Source organism: Amycolatopsis sp. Poz14 (assembly GCF_006704225.1).
In the GTDB taxonomy this organism is placed as follows: Bacteria; Actinomycetota; Actinomycetes; order Mycobacteriales; family Pseudonocardiaceae; genus Amycolatopsis; species Amycolatopsis nivea.
In genome coordinates, this window is sequence record NZ_JACLHD010000001.1 from 6,733,793 (window position 1) to 6,751,109 (window position 17,317).

Sequence of the window (17,317 nt, forward strand, 5' to 3'; positions counted from 1 at the left end):
GTTCAGAAAGTGATCACCTGACGGACCGCGCCCCCGTCCCGCAGCCGGGCGAAACCGGCGTTGATCTCGTCCAGCGCGATCGAATGCGTCAGCAACGCCTCCACCGGCAGCAACCCCGCCTGGTACAGCGCGATGAACCGGGGCACATCCCGCCGCGGCACGCACGAACCCAGGTAGCTCCCCCGCAGGGTTTTCTCCTCGGCTACCAGGCTTTGCGCGGGCAGAGTGAGTCCGGCGGACGGGTCCGGCAGGCCCACGGTGACGGTCGTCCCGCCGGGTCGGGTCGCGTCGTAAGCCTGGCTCAGTGCGGCGACCACGCCGGTGGTGTCGACGGCGTAATCCACCCCGCTGCCGGTCCGCTCGCGGATCTCCGCGACGTCACTCACCACCGTGGCGCCCAGCGAACGCGCCAGTTCCCGCTTGCTCGCGACCGGATCGATCGCGAGCAGCGTGCTGGCACCCGCGGCCTTCGCGGCGAGCAACGCGGAGAGGCCGACCCCGCCGAGGCCGAACACGGCCACGCTGTCGCCGGGACGCACGTCCGCCGCGTTGAACACCGCTCCGGCGCCGGTCAGCACCGCGCAGCCGAACAATGCCGCGATGTCGAACGGCAGCGCTTCGTCGATCCGCACCGCCGACCGGTCGGACACGACCACGTGCGAGGCGAACGCCGAAACCCCGAGGTGGTGCAACGGGTTCCCGGCCGGCGACGACCACCGGACATCGCCGCCCAGCAGCGTGCCCTCGCGGTTGGCCGCCGCGGCGGGGCCGCACAGCGCGGGACGGCCGGCCGTGCACGGGGCGCAGTCGCCGCAGGAGGGAACGAAGGTCAGGACTACGTGTTCGCCGGGCCGGAAGTCGCTGCCCGGACCGGCTTCGACGACCTCGCCGGCGGCCTCGTGGCCGAGCACCATCGGCACCGGACGGGGCCTCGACCCGTCGATCACCGACAGGTCCGAATGGCACAGCCCGGCCGCGCGCACCCGCACCAGCAGTTCGCCGGGACCGGGCGGGGCCAGCGTCAGCGTCTCGATCTCCAGCGGTTTCCCGACCTCGCGCAGGACCGCGCCGCGCACCTCCATCACGCGCCGACCGGGACGCAGCGGGTGACCTGCCGGTCGGACAGCAGCGGCACGACCTCGCCGAGCACGATCCGGGTGAAGTGCTCCGACGCGCAGTGCGCGGTGAAGTCCGCCTCGCTGTCGTACTCCTCGACGATCACCACGACGCCGTCCTCGATTCCCGTGTGGACGGTGTACTGCCGGCACCCGGGCTCGCGCCGCGACGCCTCCGCCATCGGGCCGAGCAGTTCGACGACCCGGTCCCGTTCCGCGGTTGCATACCGGGCCACCACTACGAAACTCATTCTTCTCCTGTACGCAGCCGGGACCGGGTCAGCGACCACAGCCCCGGATCGGAGGACGCGGCAGCCGCCGCGCCCATCGCCAACGAATGCGCCACCCCGTCGCGGTCGGTGACGAAACCGGCCGCGACGAACGGCGACATGACTTCCCTCGCGGACTCGGACATCCACGGGATGATCGGGGCGGGCATCAGCTCCACCAGATCCGGCCCGCTGCGCTTGACCGCTTCCAGGCTCCGGTTCAGGTTCGAGCGGTCGGTGACGAACACCTTGTGCATGGTCAGCATCGACAGCGCCCGGGCCCGTTCGATCGGCGCGACCCGCGTGCTGACCACCCCGGCCGCCCCGATCTCCTGGAGGAAGTCCACGCCCGCGCGGTCGGTGGCGAGCCCGGGGCACGAATCGATGTTGACGAACACGAGCTTGTCCCGCCCGGCGAGCGCCGCCACGATCTTCGGCAGCTGCCCGACCGGAACCGACGCCAGGATCCCGACCCGGGACGCCGCGGCCACGAAATCCGGCACCTTCGCGACGCCGACGACCGACGCGCACACCGGGACGTCCTCGAACGCCGCCGTGATCTTCTCGTTCATGGCCTCCACCGTTTCATGCCCGCTGCCGCTCCCCCGTCCCCGCCGCCTCGAAGGTCCGTGAGGGGAACCCTGAAGGAATCTGGTTCCGTGCGGGTAGCCCCCACGGACCGGCACAGCCCCGCCAGCCGCGGCCGGTCAGCTCGCGAACCCACTGGACTCCCGCCGCTGTCCGTGAAGGGCTCCTTGAGGGAATCAGATTCCCTCAAGGAGTCCTTCACGGACCTCAAGCCCGGCTCAGCCGGCCGAGTCCAGCGGGTTCGGGCCCAGGTCGGAGGGAAGCCCGAGCTTCCCCGGGTTCAGCAGCCCGGCCGGGTCCAGCGCCCGCTTCACCTCGACGAACGTCCCGAACCCGCTGCCGAGCGCATCCTCCAGATACGGCCCGCGCAGCAGCCCCGACCCGTGGTGGTGGCTCAGCGCCGCCCCGTGCCGTACCAGCACCGCGTTCGCGGCATCCCACGCCGACCGGTACCAGTGCCGTCGCTTCTCCGGCTCCACGTCGCCGCGCAGCGAGAAGTACAGGCAGGCCCCGTCGGTGTAAGCGTGCGACTGGTGCGCCGACGCCGCCAAAGTCCCCGGCACGGCCTGGATCGCGGCCACCACCTCGTCGTAGATCGCCGGGAGTGCGGACCACGCACCGGCCATCTCGAGGGTGTCGGCGACGAAGCCCGGACCCGGGGTGAACCCGTCGGCGGACTTGCCGACCAGCATCCGCTCGTCCAGCCAGCGGTCGAACACCGGCTGACCGTCCAATGCGGACCCGGTCGCGGCACATTCCTCGGCGCTCACCTGGATCATCGCGTCGACCAGCACCGGGTCGCCCTCGTCGGCGATGAGCAGCAGGTTGGTGTCCGGCTGCCCGAAGTGCGTGCCGCTCTCGTGCTTGTCGTACAGCCGCATCGCGGCCGGGGTCGCGCCGCGCTGCATGATCCGGCGGCAGGCGTCGAGCCCGGCGGCGAAGGTCTCGAAGCCGTACGCGATGGCCTTCGAGTACGTCGGCAGCGGGTGCGTGCGCAGCCGCACCGCGGTGATCACGCCGAGGGTGCCTTCCGAGCCGACGAACAGCTGCCGCAGGTCGGGGCCGGTCGCGGCGCGCGGGTAGTCGCCGAAGCGGGCCAGGGAGCCGTCGGCGAGGACGACGTCGAGGCCGACGACCATGTCCTCGATTTTCCCGTACCGGGTGGACAGCTGGCCCGCGCCGCGGCAGGCCACCCAGCCGCCGACGGTGGAGATCGCGAACGCGGACGGCCAGTGCCCGGTGGTCGCGCCGTGCGTTTCCTGCAGTTCCTTCTCGAACAGGTCGCCGAACATGCCCGCCTGGACTTCGACGATCTGCGATTCGGCGTCGAAGGACACGATCTTGTTGAGACCGCACACATCCAGCACGACCCCGCCGTACACCGGCAGCGCGGCCCCGGTGACGTTGCTGCGGCCCGCCGACACGGTCAGCGGCACCCGGTGCTCGGCGCACAGCCGCACCGCGGCCTGGATCTGCTCGACGGTGCTCACCTCGGCGATCACCGCGTCCGGGGTCGCCGGGGCGCCCGCGGTCTCGCCGATCATCGAGCCCGCCCACCAGTCGCGGGTGCGCAGCACGACCTCGTCGCGTTCGGTGTGCACCGCGTCCGCCAGCTCGCGCAGCGCCTCGGTCAGCGCGGCGGGCACGGCCACCGCGGCGGTCTGCAGCGACGCGTCGCCCTTGCCCGGTTCGGTGCGTCCGCCCCAGCGCGGCGGCGTCGGCGCGCCGACCACGTAATTGCCCCGGTTGAACGGGTGCGTGACGGTCTGACGGCTGATCATGCGTTGGCTCCCAACAGGTTGTCTCCGAACAGGATCGACTTCTCCCGGGCGACGTCCGCCCGGTACTGCTCCACTTGCGCCGCAACGGTTTCCGGGCTCAGGCCGAGTTCCGCACCGAGCAGTTCGCCGACAAGCGGGGCGGCCTCGACCGACGCGTCCCGCGCGAACAGCCGCAGCCGGGTCCGCCGCGACAGCACGTCGTCCACCGAACGCGCCATCTCCGAGCGCGCCGCGAACACGACCTCCGCCTTGAGGAACGGCTGCCCCTCGATGAGCGGCTCCCCCAGCGCCGGGTTCTCGTCGACCAGCGCGCTCACGAACCGCGCCTCGGTGCCGTACCGGCCGCCGAGGTGCGCGGCGACGCCACCTGTCGCGGCCGTCGCCTCCGCGTCGTATCCGGCACCGCCGATCAGCGGCAGATTCTTGGTGCGGCACTTGGCTTTCCGGCCCAGCAGCCCGAGCGCCTTGTCCACGACCAGCTCGCCCATGTGCCTGCTCGTGGTGAGCTTGCCGCCGGTCACCGTGACCATCCCCGCGGACACGGTGATGTGGTGGTCGCGGCGCATGTCCAGCGTCGCGCCCTCCTTGCCGCCGACGAGCGGACGCAGGCCCGCGTAGCTGCCCAGCACGTCGCTGGCGTCGAGCTTGGTGTCGAAGGCGATCTGGGCGCCTTCGAGGAGGAAGTCCATTTCCTCGCGGGTGCAGTGCACGTCGTCGGTCGAGCCGGTGTAGTCGGTGTCAGTCGTACCGACCACGACGACGTCGCCCCAGCGCGTGCAGGTGGCCCGCCGCGCGCGGCCCGGGATCGGCACGGTGACCGTGCAGTCGTTGCGGATCTTCGACCACGGCAGCACGATGTGCACGCCCTTGGCCGGACGGACCTGCGGCTGGTGCCCGCTGTCGGCCATGCCCTCGACCCGGTCCGCCCACACGCCGGTCGCGTTGACCACGACGCGCGCCCGGATGTCGATCTGCTCGCCGTCAGCCTGCACGGTCGCGCCGGTGACCCGCCCGCCCGCGGTGCGCAATCCGGTCACCTCGGCGCCGTTGACCACCACCGCGCCGAGCCGGGCGGCACTGCGGACGATCGCCAGCGTCAGCCGTGCGTCGTCAGCGCGGCTGTCGTAATACATCAGCCCGCCCTTGAGGTTTTCCGCGCGCAACGTCGGCGCGTGCGCGAGCACCTCGTCCACGGTCAACCGCTGGTGCAGCTTGCCGATCCGCCAGCCGCCCGCGAGGTCGTAGGTCCACAAGAGACTCTCGAACGCCTTGGCGATGCGCGCGTCGAAAACACCGTCCTTGGCCAGGATCGGGAACAGGAAAGGCAGCCGCTGCACCAGATGCGGGGCGTTGCGGCGGAACCGCTGCCGTTCCAGCAGCGAATGCCGGACCAGGTCGAGGTTGCCCTGCTCGATGTAGCGCAGCCCGCCGTGCACCATTTTGGACGACTTCGACGAGGTTCCGGACGCGAAGTCGTCGCGCTCCACCAGCGCCACTTTGAGGCCGCGGGAGGCGGCGTCGAGCGCGGTGTAGGCGCCGGTGACGCCGCCGCCGATCACCAGCACGTCGAACGTGCCGGTTTCGAGGTCGGTCAGCGCGGTGCGGCGGTCCAGCCGCAACGGCGCGGACAGGGTCGCCCTCGCGGCGACGGCGTTCGGCCGTCGGGACGGCAGTGTGAACATGAGCTTGTCTCTCCACTCAACAGTTGAAAGCGTCCACAGAGGACGGTCAGGACAGCGAAGCCGCGAGCACGCTCTGCCAGCGGGCACGCAGTTCGCGCCGTTCGTCCTCGGGCAGCCGAGGCTCGAAGACCTCGCCGTTCCCCAGGTTCGCAACGGCTTCGGCCAACGACGGCCACACGCCGAGCCGGACGCCCGCGAGATACGCGGCGCCCCGCAGGCTGGCGGTCGCCGAATCGGCCACTCGCTCGATCTCGACTCCGGCGAAATCGGCTTGGCTTTGCAACAAGACGTCGCTGGCGGCCAATCCGCCGCCGGCACGCAGGCGGGTCACCGGCCGGTTCATCGTCGTCCGCAGCGCGTCGACGGTGTCGCTCACCGCGTGCGCGATCCCGTCGAGCACCGCCCGCGCCACCACGTCGCGGGTGGTGGCCAGGCTCAGCCCGGTCAGCAATCCGCGCGCACCGGGCCGCTGCACCGGCGTGCGCAGCCCGGCCAGCGTCGGCACGAACCAGGTCGAGGTGCTTCCCGGCTGGGCCGCCGCCAGTTCGCTGATCTCGGCGGCGGAACGGAACAGCCCGAGATCCTCGGTGAGCCACCGCAAGGCGGAACCGGTGGTGGAGGTGTAGGCCTCCAGGCTGAACCGGCTGTGTCCCGCGCTGCGCCAGCCGACGAGGCACAGCACGCCGTCGACCTGGCCGAGCCCGTCCGGCGGTTCGTCCCCGGCCAGCGCGCCGACGAACGTGCCGGTGCCGTGCACGCAGGTGCCCTGGCCCGGGGTCAGCGCGCCGAGCGCGATCAGCGAGGCGTGCTGGTCGCCCATCACCGCGGCGATCGGCACCTCGATGCCGAGCAGACCCGGGTCGGTGCGCCCGAAATCGCCGTCGTCGTCGACCGGCGGCGGGGCCAGCTCGGCCGGGAAACCCAGTGCGGCCAGCCATTCCCGGTCCCACGCGTGCTCGCGCAGCCGGTACCCGCCGAAGGCGACAGCGTTGGTCGCCGACATGACATACCTGGTGCGGCCGCTGAGATGCCACACGAGCCAGGTGTCGACCGAGCCGAACAACACGCGCTCGGCGGGCACGTCGAGCTGGTCGAGCTGCCGCGCCGCCCAGAGGAACGGCGCGCGGGTGCCGACCGGGCGGCCGGTCCGCTCCCACAGCACCGGATCCCACTCCGGAGCGAGCTTCGCCAGCTCGTCCGCGTACCGGGTGTCCTGCCACACCACCGCCGGAGCCAGCGGCCGCCCGGTCTCGCGGTCCCACAGGATCGCGGTGGCGCGCTGCGTGCACACCGACATCCCCACGATCTCGACACCGTTCTCCCCCGCCCACGCGATCGCCTGGCGGGCGACGTCGACGGTGCGCTCCAGCAGTTGCGCCGCGTCCTGCTCCACCCGCGACGGTTCCGGATGGACGACGTCGACGGCGGTGTAGAACGACGGACCGGACATCCCGTCCTCGCCGACCACCGCTGCCCTCGTGCCGGTCGAACCCTCGTCGACCGCCAGGATTCCGCGCCGCGTCACGCCGTCCTCCCCGGCAGCGAGATCTCCTCGTCGTCCGGGTCGACGCCGCTGCGGGTCGGGTCCCAGCGCACGACCAGGCAGGACACCAGGCCGAGCGCGGGCACCGCGGCGAGCAGCGCGATCGTCGGCCCGAGGCCGATCGCCTCCTTGATCTGCGGGAACACGTACAGCCCGATGACGCTGCCGAAGCTGCCGAGCATGCCGGTCACGCCGGTGCCGAGGGTGCGCACGTCGCTGCGGTAGGACAGCGCCGCGATCGACTTGCCGTTCGCGCCGGGGCCGGCGGAATGGAAGAAGATGAACAGGAACGGCAGCAGGAACCCGATCGCGATCGGCAGCTTCCCGAAGCCCAGCCCCATCACCAGCAGGATGGCGAACGCGAAGGCGTAGCCGACCGCCGAGCTGACCCGCAGCCCGATCTTCCGGCCGAACCACGCCGACAGCGCGCCGCCGACGATCCCGGCGACGTTGAAGACCATCGACCCGAGCGTGGCCGTCTCGAATTCGTTGCCGAAGATCGCGAGGCTGATCACCGGCAGGTACCAGCCGATCGCGAAGTACTGCATCGCCTGGGTCAGCGAGATCGCCGTGGACAGGAAGGTGCGCTGCAGGTACGGCTTGCGGAACAGCACGCCCGCGTGCCGGAACCCGATCTTGCGCTCCTCAGCCGCGGCGTCGCCGCCGCTGGCCGTTCCCGGCTCCACGTCGAAACCGTAGATCCGGCGGAGGCTGCGCGCCGCTTCAGCCAGGCGGCCCTTGGACGCGAGCCAGGACGGGCTTTCGGCGAGGAACGCGATCTGCAGCACCAGCAGCGCGAGCGCGAAGACCCCGGCCGAGCCGACCGACCAGCGCCAGATCTCCACCGAAACGCCGGCTTGGTAGAAAAGCAGCGTCAGGGCGAGGTTCACCGTGGTGGCGACGTACCAGACGGACTGCCACAGGTTCAGCCGTCCGCGCAGCTTCGCCGGGGTGTACTCGGCGAGCAGCGCCATCGCGACCGCGAAGTCGATGCCGTAGGCGACGCCGACCAGCGCGCGACCGGCCCAGACCGCCTCGAAACTGCCGCCGGTCGCGGTGAGCACCGCGCCGAGCCCGGCGATCGCTTTCGCCGCGATCAGCGGCTTGACCCGGCCGATCCGGGCGGCCAGCCAGCCGCCCGCCGGGTTGAACAGGATGGCGACCGCGGGTGCGGTCGCGGTGAGCAGGCCGACCTGGCCCGCGCTGAGCCCCAGTTCCTTGGTCATCGGAGCGAGGCCGGCGCCGAGCGCGGCGTTCGAGTAGGCGTCGAGGAACAGCCCGCCCAGGACCAGGTACCACAGCAGGTTCGCCTTGCGCGGCAACTTCGACAACGTGTTGATCAGCGCGGTGACCTGCGAAACATTCGCGATCGATCGCGGCGCTGCGACCGTGGGTGAACTCATGGACCGCCAACTTTCTGCGCTGGCTGTCAGCGATCCCGGCATACAAAAAACAGACACGACGAAGACCGCTGACAGTGGCTCTTCGTCTGTGCCTGTCTGAGAACGCAAGATTAAGCGGCGTGCTCGCGGGCGTCAAGCGGCCCGCGAGCACGCGTCGGTCAGAGCACCTTTTCCAGGAAGGCCTGGGCGCGCGGATTCGCGTTGCCCGCGGAGAAGAACTCGGCAGGCGGCAGGTCGGCGGCGATCTTCCCGCCGTCGACGAAGACCACGCGGTCGGCGACCTTGCGGGCGAACCCCATCTCGTGGGTGACCACGAGCATCGTCATGCCGTCCTTGGCGAGCTCGGACATGATGTCGAGGACGTCCTGCACCACCTCGGGATCCAGCGCCGAGGTCGGTTCGTCGAAGAGCATCAGCTTCGGGTCCATCGCGGCCGCGCGGACGATCGCGACGCGCTGTTTCTGCCCGCCGGACAACCGGTTCGGGTACGCGCCGGCGCGGTCGAGCATGCCGACGCGTTCCAGCAAGGCGCGCGCCTTCGCCTCGGCCTCCTCTTTGGACCGTTTGAGCACGTTCATCTGTGGCAGCACGACATTGCGCAGCACTGTCATGTTCGGGAACAGGTTGAAGTGCTGGAACACCATGCCCATCCGGGACCGCAGCCGGTCAAGATCGACGCCGCGCCCGGTCAGTTCCTCGCCGTCGAACGAGACGCGGCCCGACGTCGGGGTCTCCAGGAGGTTGAGGCAGCGCAGGAAGGTGGACTTCCCGCCGCCGCTGGGCCCGATCACCGCGACGACCTGACCGGGTTCGATCGCGAAGTCGATCCCGTCGAGTACCTGGACGTCCCCGTAGGACTTGGCGAGGCCGTGAACTTCCAACAGTGCCATCAGATGTACACCGCCATCTTCTTCTCGAGGGTGCGCGTGGTGCCGCTGATCAGGTTGGTGAGCAGGTAATACAGCAGGCCGATGAACAGGTACACGGTCAGCGCGTCGAAGGTGCGGGAGATGATGGTCTGCCCGACCAGGAACAGCTCGTGGATGGTCACGAAGGAGACCAGCGCCGAGTTCTTCGTCAGCGACACGAATTCGTTGCCCAGCGGCGGAAGCATCCGCAGGAACGCCTGCGGGATGATCACGTGCCGCATCGCCGACACCTGCGACATGCCGCACGACCGCGCCGCTTCCAGCTGTCCGCGGTCGATCGACTGCACGGCCCCGCGGAAGATCTCGGTCACGTACGAACCGCTGTAGAGCCCGAGCGAGATGATGCCCGCGGTCATCGGCGGGAGTTGCAGGCCGAGCTGCGGCAGTCCGAAGTAGATGAAGAACAGCTGCACCACGAACGGCGTCCCGCGGATCACCGACACGTAGACGTTGCCGATCCACCGGACCGGCGCGATCTTGCTGAGCTTGGCGAATCCGCCGAGCGCGCCGAGCAGCAGGCTCAGCGCCAGCGCGAGCAGGATGACCTGGAGGCTGACCAGCAGGCCCTGCCAGAGCTGTCCCGAGGAGTCGACGATGGTGGAGAAGTTGAACAGCGAGTGCCCGCCCGACTTCGCAGCGGTGCTCTCCGCGCCGAACCACTTTTCGGTGGACTGCTTGTAAGTGCCGTCGTCGCGCATCTGCTTGAGCGCGGTGTTGAACGCGGTCCGCAGTTCGGTGTCGGCCTTCTGGAAGGCGTAGCCGTAGTTCTCCTCGGTCAGCCGGTCGCCGACCTGCTTGAGGCCGCCCTGCTGCGCGATGAAGTACTTCCCGGCGGGAGCCCCGGTGACGACCGCGTCGGCCTGGCCGAGTTTCACCGACGAGAACATCTGCTCGTTGGTCTGCGCCGTGATCAGCTGCGCGGCGGGCTGGTGCTGGGTGAGCCAGTCGACCGACTTCGTGCCCACCTGGACCGCGACCCGCTTGCCGGCGAGATCCTTGAGCGAGGTGACGGAGTTGTCCTTGTCGGACACGAAAACCGCGAGCCCGCCCGGATAGTAGATGTCCGAGAAGTCGACGGCCTTCTCGCGCGCCGGGCTGATGTAGATCGCCGACGCGCCGACGTCGATCTGGTTCGCCTGCAGCGCCGGGACGATGTTCCCGAACGGCATCTGGACGAAGTCGACCTTCTTGATGCCCGCGCGCTGCGCGAGCGCCCGGACGAGGTCGATGTCGAAACCGAGCTGGCCGCCCTTGGCGTCGGTGAACTCGAACGGCGGGAACGTGGCGTCGGTGCCGACCCGGAGCGCGGTCTGCCCGGACCGCAGCGCGGCGAGCTTCCCGCCCTGCGGCTCGGCCGCGCTCGCCGCGCTCACGGGCAGGAACGCGAGCAGGCAGGCCAGCAGCACGGCGCCGAGCCGCGGCCAGATTCGCTGAGGGGGCATGGTCAGTGTCCTTCCGGGACCGGACGGCTCGTCACGAGCGTGTGCGCGAGACGGGCCGCGATCCGGGCTGTGCGGTGGTCGACGTCGTAGACGGGGTTCAGTTCGGTGAGGTCGGCGAGGGCGAGCTTCGGGTCGCTCGCGACCAGCCGGCACACCTCGAGGACGACCGCGGCGGGTACGCCGAGGGTCGAGGGAGCGCTGACGCCCGGTGCCTGCGCGGCGGGGAGCACGTCGAGATCGATCGACAGGTACAGCGCGTCGACGTCCGCGACGAAGGCCCGGACGAAGTCGAGAACTCTTTCCAGATGGCGTTCCTGGCAGTCGACGTCCAGGAGGTGGCGGACGTTCAGCCCGGCGGCCGTCTCGAACAACGCGGCGGTGTTGCCGGGTTCGCTGATTCCGACCACGGCGTAGGCGAATTCCGCGCCGCGTTCGGCTTCCGCGGCGGCGATCTGCCGGAACGGGGTGCCTGAGGACGCCCGATCGGCCGTCCGCAGGTCGAAATGCGCGTCGAGGTTGAGGATGCCGAGGCGGCGGCCGTCCAGCAGGCCGCTGCGGGCGAGGCCGAGGTAGGAGCCGTACGCCGTTTCGTGGCCGCCGCCGAGCACCAGCGGGAGATTTCCGTCGCTGAGCTGCTTCGCGACCAGCTCGCCGAGGTTTTCCTGCCCCGCTTCCAGCTCGTCGCCTTCGACGACGACGTCCCCCGCGTCGCTGAGCACGAACTCCGGCCGGATCGCGAACGACGCCAGCGCCTGCCGGATCGCTTCCGGTCCGCCTCGTGCTCCCGGCCGTCCGCCGTTGCGCCGGACCCCGGCGTCGCTGGCGAACCCGATCAGCGAAACCCCGGGGCCGCTGGAGAATTCGTTGACGGCGTGGTGCCATCGGCGGTGTTCCGGACCGCTGCCGTCCTCGCGTCCGGTCCACTTCCTGGTGCTCACACGTGCTCCTGCAATCGGCTGATGTCCTGCGCGGCGGCGTGGGTGAGCGTGACGAGGGAATCGCGGCGCGGACGCACGCGGAAATCCGGGGCCATCGTGCTCACCGCGCCGACGAGCTTGCGGTGCCGGTCCAGCACCGGCACGCTCACGCCCCACACCCCCGGGTCGACCTGGCCGACGCTCTCCGCGAAGCCCTGGTCCCGGACCCGGCGCAGCTCCGTTTCGAGCTTCGCGACCTGCTCCCCGCTCAGCCCGTGCGCCTTCGCCGAATTCGCGACCCGGTCCTCCGGCAGGTGCGCCAGCAACGCCTGCGCACTCGCCCCGAAGACGAGCGGCTTGCTCAGCCCCGGCGAGAAACTGCACCGGATGACGCGGGTCCCCTCGGCCGCTTCGACGCAGAGCACGTCGTTGTCGCGCGCGATGAGGAACGCGGCGAGCTCGTCGGTGTCCGCGGCGAGCTGCCGGAGCCGCCGCTTGACGCCGCCCTGGCCGAGCGCCTCGCGGCGGTAGTTCTCGGCCATCTGGACGGTGAGCGAGCCCGCGCAATACCTGCCGCGGGTGCGCGACTGGTGCACGAGGCCGGTCTCGACGAACGTCGTCAGGTAGCGGTACACGGCGCTGGACGGGATCCCGGTGCCGACGGAGATCTCCTCCGCCGTGGCGCTCTCCCGCTCGGCGAACACCGCCAGGATCCGCGCCGCCCTGGTCCCGGCTCTCCGGTTGGCATCCGCGCTTGTCATGGCGGGCACGCTACGTCGCGGACGGGCGGGTTCCTAGCCGCTTTTCCCAGTTAATGGGAAGTTTATTCCCGGTGATTGGCTGTGTGCGGAGCGTCCGGAGCCCGCGGCTGCTCAGGGGGAGCGTTCTCCGCTGGGCGGGCACGTCGGGTCCCGATAGCCCGGGCCGGTGATCCTGCTGCGGAGATCCGTGTTGTCGCTGACTTTCCGGGCCTCGGGGAACTGGACGCGGAGTTGTTCGGCGATGCCTTCGGTGTCGGTCTGGTCCTTCGGCACCACGGTCACCGAAGCGGGCAGGGCGTCGGCTGACGTCAGCTCGAGCAGCTCCGGCTCGTTCGCGAACATCTTCCGGAACCTCACGTAGCTGTCCTGCTTGTTCTCGGTGTAGGACCGCAGGACCCGGGGATCGCCGCGCAGCGCCCGGGCGACCGCCGTCATCTCGGCATCGGTGCCGAGCATGACCGTCACGGTGTTGGCGCAGACGTCACGGTCGCCGATCGGGATCGCGCCGTCCGGCAGCGCGTACCCGCCCACGGTGCGTCCGCTGAACAGCCACCAGCCCGAACCGCCCAGCACGGCTGTGACGGCCAGCACGACCGCCGCGGTCGCCAGCCGGTATCGGCGATCCGTGCGCGGTGCGGCGGAGTCCTGGTCGATCATCGTGTTTCCCTGTTCTGGACCAGCCGTGGTCGTCGAAGAAATTGACAGTGCTCGGGTAAGCCGCACAGGCAGTGCACCGTTGCCGCCTGAAAGAACTCCCCGTCTCGTGCTCGGTGGTAGATCTTTCCGGTTTCGCGAATCGTTACCGGCGCTGGACGTCATCAAAGACACATCCGGAAACTCCCGCGACACGGGCGAATGCCATCCGGAATACTCCCCTGGTGTTCCTGACAGTCACCACCACCCACCAGCCCGCGTCCGACCTGGGGTACCTGCTGCACAAGCACCCGGGCCGGGTGCAGTCGTTCGAGCACTCCGCCGGGCAAGCGCACGTCTTCTACCCCGAGACGTCCGACGAGCGGTGCACCGCCGCGCTCATGCTCGAGGTCGACCCAGTGGCGCTGGTGCGCGGCAAGACCGGTGCCGGCGACGGGTTCACGCTCGGCCAGTACGTCAACGACCGTCCCTATGCCGCGTCGAGCCTGCTTTCCGTGGCGCTCAAGGAAGTTTTCCGCACCGCGCTGGCCGGGCGGTGCAAGTCGCATCCGGAGCTGGCGGCCGCTGCGATCCCGCTCGACATCCGGGTGCCCGCGTGTCCGGGCGGCGCCGACCTGGTGCGCCGGATGTTCGAACCGCTCGGCTGGACGGTCGAGGCCACCGTGCTTCCGCTGGATCCGCAGTTCCCGCAGTGGGGCGATTCACGCTATGTCGACCTGCGGCTCACCGGCGAGTTCCGGCTGTCCGACGCGCTCAACCACGTCTACGTGCTGCTTCCGGTCCTCGACAACGCGAAGCATTACTGGGTCAGCGAAGAGGAGATCGACAAGCTGCTGCGCGCCGGCGGCGACTGGCTCGCCGGGCATCCCGAGAAGGAGCTGATCACCCGCCGCTACCTCGCGCATCGCCGGGCATTGACGACCGCTGCGTTGACGCGGCTGGCCGAAGTGGACGATTCCGAGCCCGAGGAAATCGACAACGCGCTCGCTGCGCCCGCGGTCCTCGAAGCGCCGGATCGTCCGGTGCCGTTGGCCGAGCAGCGGCGCGGCACGATCATGGCCGTGCTCCGGTCGCTGCAAGCGCGTTCGGTCGGCGACTTCGGCTGCGGCGAGGGCGCGCTGGTGCGCGATCTGCTGGCCGAGAAGTCGGTGGAGCGGATCGTGGCTACGGACGTCTCGGCTCGCGCGCTGCAGGTCGCGGCGCGGAAGCTGCGGCTGGAGCGCAGGTCCGAAATGGAGCGTTCGAGGCTGGAAATGCTGCAGTCCTCGCTCACCTACCGCGACGACCGGCTCGCCGGGCTCGACGCGGCGGTGCTGATGGAGGTCGTCGAGCACGTCGACCCGCCGCGGCTCGAAGCGCTGGAGCGCACGGTGTTCGAGTTCGCCGCGCCGCGAGCGGTCATCGTGACCACGCCCAACCGCGAGTACAACGTGCGTTTCGAGTCGCTGCCCGCGGGCAAGCTGCGCCACCGCGACCACCGTTTCGAGTGGACGCGCGCCGAGTTCCGCGTGTGGGCGGAGCGGGTCGCGAGCAGTCACGGCTACGGCGTGCGGATGCTGCCGGTCGGTTCCGACGACCCCGAGGTCGGTCCGGCGACGCAGCTGGCCCTGTTCACGAAAGGAGACGCGGCATGAGCACCCTTGAGATCCCCGATTTGTGCCTGGTCGTGCTCGTCGGCGCGAGCGGGTCCGGCAAATCGACGTTCGGCCGCGCGCATTTCAAGCCGACCGAGGTGATTTCGTCGGACTTCTGCCGCGGGCTGGTGTCCGACGACGAGAACGACCAGTCGGCGACCAACGACGCCTTCGACGTCCTGCACTACATCGCCGGCAAGCGGCTCGCCGCCGGACGGCTGACCGTGATCGACGCCACCAACGTGCAGCCCGACTCGCGCAAATCGCTGGTCGCGCTGGCGAAGGAACACGACGTCCTGCCGGTGGCGATCGTTTTGGACCCGCCGGAATCACTGTGCGTCGCGCGCAACGCCGAGCGCCCGGACCGGACCTTCGGCGCGCACGTGGTCCGGCGGCAGCGAGATCAGCTGCGCCGCGGGTTGCGGAGTCTGCAGAAGGAAGGCTTCCGGACAGTGCACGTCTTGCGTACGCCGGAGGAGACCGCAGAGGCGACGATCACGCGCGTCCCGCTGTACAACGACTTGCGGCACGAGACCGGGCCGTTCGACATCGTCGGCGACATCCACGGCTGCCGCGTAGAGCTTGAAGCGCTGCTCGGCGAACTCGGCTATGCCGTCGAGCGCGACGACGAGGGCCGTGCGATCGGGGCGCGGCATCCGGAGCGAAGGGCGGTGTTCGTCGGCGATCTCGTCGACCGCGGCCCGGACACGCCGGGCGTGCTGCGGCTCGTCATGGGCATGGTCCGCGCGGGAAATGCCTTCTGTGTCACCGGAAACCACGAGCACAAGCTGCTGCGCGCGCTGCGCGGCCGGAACGTGCAGGTCACGCACGGGCTCGCGGAGTCGATCGAGCAGCTCGCGGCGGAGACGGCCGAGTTCCGGGCCGAAGCACAGGAATTCATGGACGGCCTGATCAGCCACTACGTCCTGGACGGCGGCAAGCTGGTCGTCGCGCACGCGGGGATCACCGAACGCTTCCAGGGCCGCGCGTCCGGACGGGTGCGGAGCTTCTGCATGTACGGGCAGAGCACCGGCGAGACCGACGAATTCGGCCTGCCCGTGCGTTATCCGTGGGCGAACGAGTACCGCGGCCGCGCGATGGTCGTCTACGGCCACACCCCGGTGCCCTCCGCGGAATGGGTGAACAACACCCTGTGCCTGGACACCGGTTGCGTGTTCGGCGGGACGCTCACGGCCTTGCGGTATCCGGAAAAGGAGATCGTCTCCGTCCCGGCGGCCGAGGTTTATTACGAGCCCGCCAAGCCGTTCCCCGCCAACCCGGCCGCCGCGGAGCCGGTCGCACGGCGCGACCCGGGCGTTCTCGACGTCACCGACGTCCTGGGCCGCCGCGTGATCGAGACTGCCTACCAGAAGCGGATCGGCGTCCGCGAGGAGAACGCCGCGGCGGCTTTGGAGGTGATGTCGCGGTTCGCGATCGACCCGCGCTGGCTGGTCTACCTGCCGCCGACGATGTCGCCGGTCGCCACCGCGACGGCCGACGGGCTGCTGGAACACCCTTCGCAGGCGTTCGACTATTTCCGCGCGGAAGGCGTGGATTCCGTGGTGTGCGAGGAAAAGCACATGGGTTCGCGCGCCGTCGCCCTCGTGTGCCGCTCGCTCGACGCGGCCCGCGCCCGCTTCGGCGCACCCGGCGACGCCCTCGGCGCGGTGTGGACGCGGACCGGACGGCATTTCTTCCCCGAAACGCTTACGGCCGAAGCGGTCGACCGCATCCGCGCGGCCGCGGAGAAGGCCGGTCTGTTCGACGAACTCGGCTCAGACTGGCTGCTGCTCGACGGCGAACTGCTGCCGTGGAGCGTGAAGGCCGAGCAGTTGCTGCGCGACCAGTACGCGGCGGTCGGCGCTGCTGCGCGCTCGGCTCTCCCGGCTGCCGTGAGTGCGCTGGCCGCCGCTGAGAAGTCCGGTCTCGACGTGTCCGCTTTGCTGGAGCGCACGCGTTCCCGCGCCACCAACGCGGACGCGTTCGCCGAGTCGTACCGACGCTATTGCTGGCCGACCGACGGCCTCGACGGCGTGCGCTTCGCGCCGTTCCAGGTGCTGGCGTCGGCGGGCCAGGCCCACCACAAGCGGCCGCACGATTGGCATCTCGCCCTGGCGGACCGACTCGTCGAAAGCAGCGACGGTTTCCTGGCCCCGACGGGACGTTTGCCGGTCAACACCACCGACCCCGCCTCAGTCGCGGCGGCCCTCGACTGGTGGACCGAACTCACCGCGAACGGCGGCGAGGGCATGGTGGTCAAACCGGCCGCCAACCTGGTCCGCGGCTCGCGCGGGCTGGTGCAGCCAGGGCTGAAGGTGCGCGGACGGGAGTACCTGCGGATCATCTACGGCCCCGACTACACCGAAGAACGCCACCTGACCCGGCTGCGGCAACGAGGCCTCGGCCACAAGCGATCGCTGGCGCTGCGGGAGTACGGCCTCGGCCTCGAAGCCTTGGACCGACTCGCCCGCGACGAGCCGATGTGGCGCGTGCACGAGTGCGTTTTCGCCGTGCTGGCCTTGGAATCGGAGCCGGTCGACCCTCGCTTGTAGACAGTGCGGCATACAGAGAGACCGGTGCGTTTCCGCGGTGTTTTCGC

14 protein-coding genes are annotated in these 17,317 nt (G+C 70.1%); 2 read left to right on the forward strand and 12 right to left on the reverse strand.

The window, feature by feature from the left end; all coding sequences use genetic code 11:
• Positions 1 to 2: 2 nt before the first annotated feature.
• From FKO37_RS31475 to FKO37_RS31530, 12 genes are all read right to left on the reverse strand, one after another.
• Complete coding sequence (locus tag FKO37_RS31475) at positions 3 to 1,082, reverse strand: zinc-binding dehydrogenase (RefSeq protein ID WP_238608361.1); 1,080 nt, start codon at positions 1,080 to 1,082, stop codon at positions 3 to 5.
• On the reverse strand, positions 1,082 to 1,366 hold the full coding sequence (locus FKO37_RS31480; protein ID WP_238606846.1) for a putative quinol monooxygenase: 285 nt from the start codon (positions 1,364 to 1,366) through the stop codon (positions 1,082 to 1,084). The genes FKO37_RS31475 and FKO37_RS31480 overlap by 1 nt, the downstream gene beginning before the upstream one ends.
• Positions 1,363 to 1,956 (reverse strand): glycerol-3-phosphate responsive antiterminator, encoded by a 594-nt coding sequence (locus FKO37_RS31485; RefSeq protein ID WP_134662227.1) that lies wholly within the window; start codon positions 1,954 to 1,956, stop codon positions 1,363 to 1,365. Before FKO37_RS31485 ends, FKO37_RS31480 begins: the two co-directional genes overlap by 4 nt.
• A gap of 234 nt (positions 1,957 to 2,190) precedes the next feature.
• Entirely contained in the window at positions 2,191 to 3,753 is a 1,563-nt protein-coding gene (locus tag FKO37_RS31490; protein WP_238606848.1) for an FAD-binding oxidoreductase, read from the reverse strand.
• A complete protein-coding gene (locus tag FKO37_RS31495) occupies positions 3,750 to 5,435 on the reverse strand; it encodes a glycerol-3-phosphate dehydrogenase/oxidase (protein ID WP_037812933.1) in 1,686 nt (561 codons plus the stop codon). Before FKO37_RS31495 ends, FKO37_RS31490 begins: the two co-directional genes overlap by 4 nt.
• Before the next feature lie 46 nt (positions 5,436 to 5,481).
• The gene (locus FKO37_RS31500; protein ID WP_238606850.1) at positions 5,482 to 6,960 is read right to left on the reverse strand and encodes an FGGY family carbohydrate kinase; all 1,479 of its coding nucleotides are present in this window, start codon (positions 6,958 to 6,960) and stop codon (positions 5,482 to 5,484) included.
• Complete coding sequence (locus FKO37_RS31505) at positions 6,957 to 8,381, reverse strand: MFS transporter (RefSeq protein WP_238606852.1); 1,425 nt, start codon at positions 8,379 to 8,381, stop codon at positions 6,957 to 6,959. The genes FKO37_RS31500 and FKO37_RS31505 overlap by 4 nt, the downstream gene beginning before the upstream one ends.
• A 158-nt stretch (positions 8,382 to 8,539) precedes the next feature.
• The gene (locus FKO37_RS31510; RefSeq protein ID WP_134730131.1) at positions 8,540 to 9,271 is read right to left on the reverse strand and encodes an amino acid ABC transporter ATP-binding protein; all 732 of its coding nucleotides are present in this window, start codon (positions 9,269 to 9,271) and stop codon (positions 8,540 to 8,542) included.
• Entirely contained in the window at positions 9,271 to 10,752 is a 1,482-nt protein-coding gene (locus tag FKO37_RS31515; protein WP_134730133.1) for an ABC transporter substrate-binding protein/permease, read from the reverse strand. The genes FKO37_RS31510 and FKO37_RS31515 overlap by 1 nt, the downstream gene beginning before the upstream one ends.
• 2 nt (positions 10,753 to 10,754) lie before the next feature.
• Complete coding sequence (gene hutG / locus FKO37_RS31520; protein WP_238606853.1) at positions 10,755 to 11,690, reverse strand: formimidoylglutamase; 936 nt, start codon at positions 11,688 to 11,690, stop codon at positions 10,755 to 10,757.
• On the reverse strand, positions 11,687 to 12,430 hold the full coding sequence (locus FKO37_RS31525) for an IclR family transcriptional regulator (protein ID WP_043840082.1): 744 nt from the start codon (positions 12,428 to 12,430) through the stop codon (positions 11,687 to 11,689). Before FKO37_RS31525 ends, hutG begins: the two co-directional genes overlap by 4 nt.
• 111 nt (positions 12,431 to 12,541) lie before the next feature.
• Positions 12,542 to 13,087 carry a permease-like cell division protein FtsX gene (locus FKO37_RS31530; RefSeq protein ID WP_238606854.1) on the reverse strand — a complete coding sequence of 182 codons (546 nt, stop codon included), beginning with the start codon at positions 13,085 to 13,087 and terminating at the stop codon, positions 12,542 to 12,544.
• 221 nt (positions 13,088 to 13,308) lie between these two features.
• On the opposite strand from FKO37_RS31530, the gene FKO37_RS31535 reads away from it, so the two are divergent.
• Together FKO37_RS31535 and FKO37_RS31540 are read left to right on the forward strand one after the other, a co-directional pair.
• The gene (locus FKO37_RS31535) at positions 13,309 to 14,718 is read left to right on the forward strand and encodes a 3' terminal RNA ribose 2'-O-methyltransferase Hen1 (protein WP_238606855.1); all 1,410 of its coding nucleotides are present in this window, start codon (positions 13,309 to 13,311) and stop codon (positions 14,716 to 14,718) included.
• Complete coding sequence (locus tag FKO37_RS31540) at positions 14,715 to 17,270, forward strand: polynucleotide kinase-phosphatase (protein WP_238606856.1); 2,556 nt, start codon at positions 14,715 to 14,717, stop codon at positions 17,268 to 17,270. The genes FKO37_RS31535 and FKO37_RS31540 overlap by 4 nt, the downstream gene beginning before the upstream one ends.
• Positions 17,271 to 17,317 lie beyond the last annotated feature (47 nt).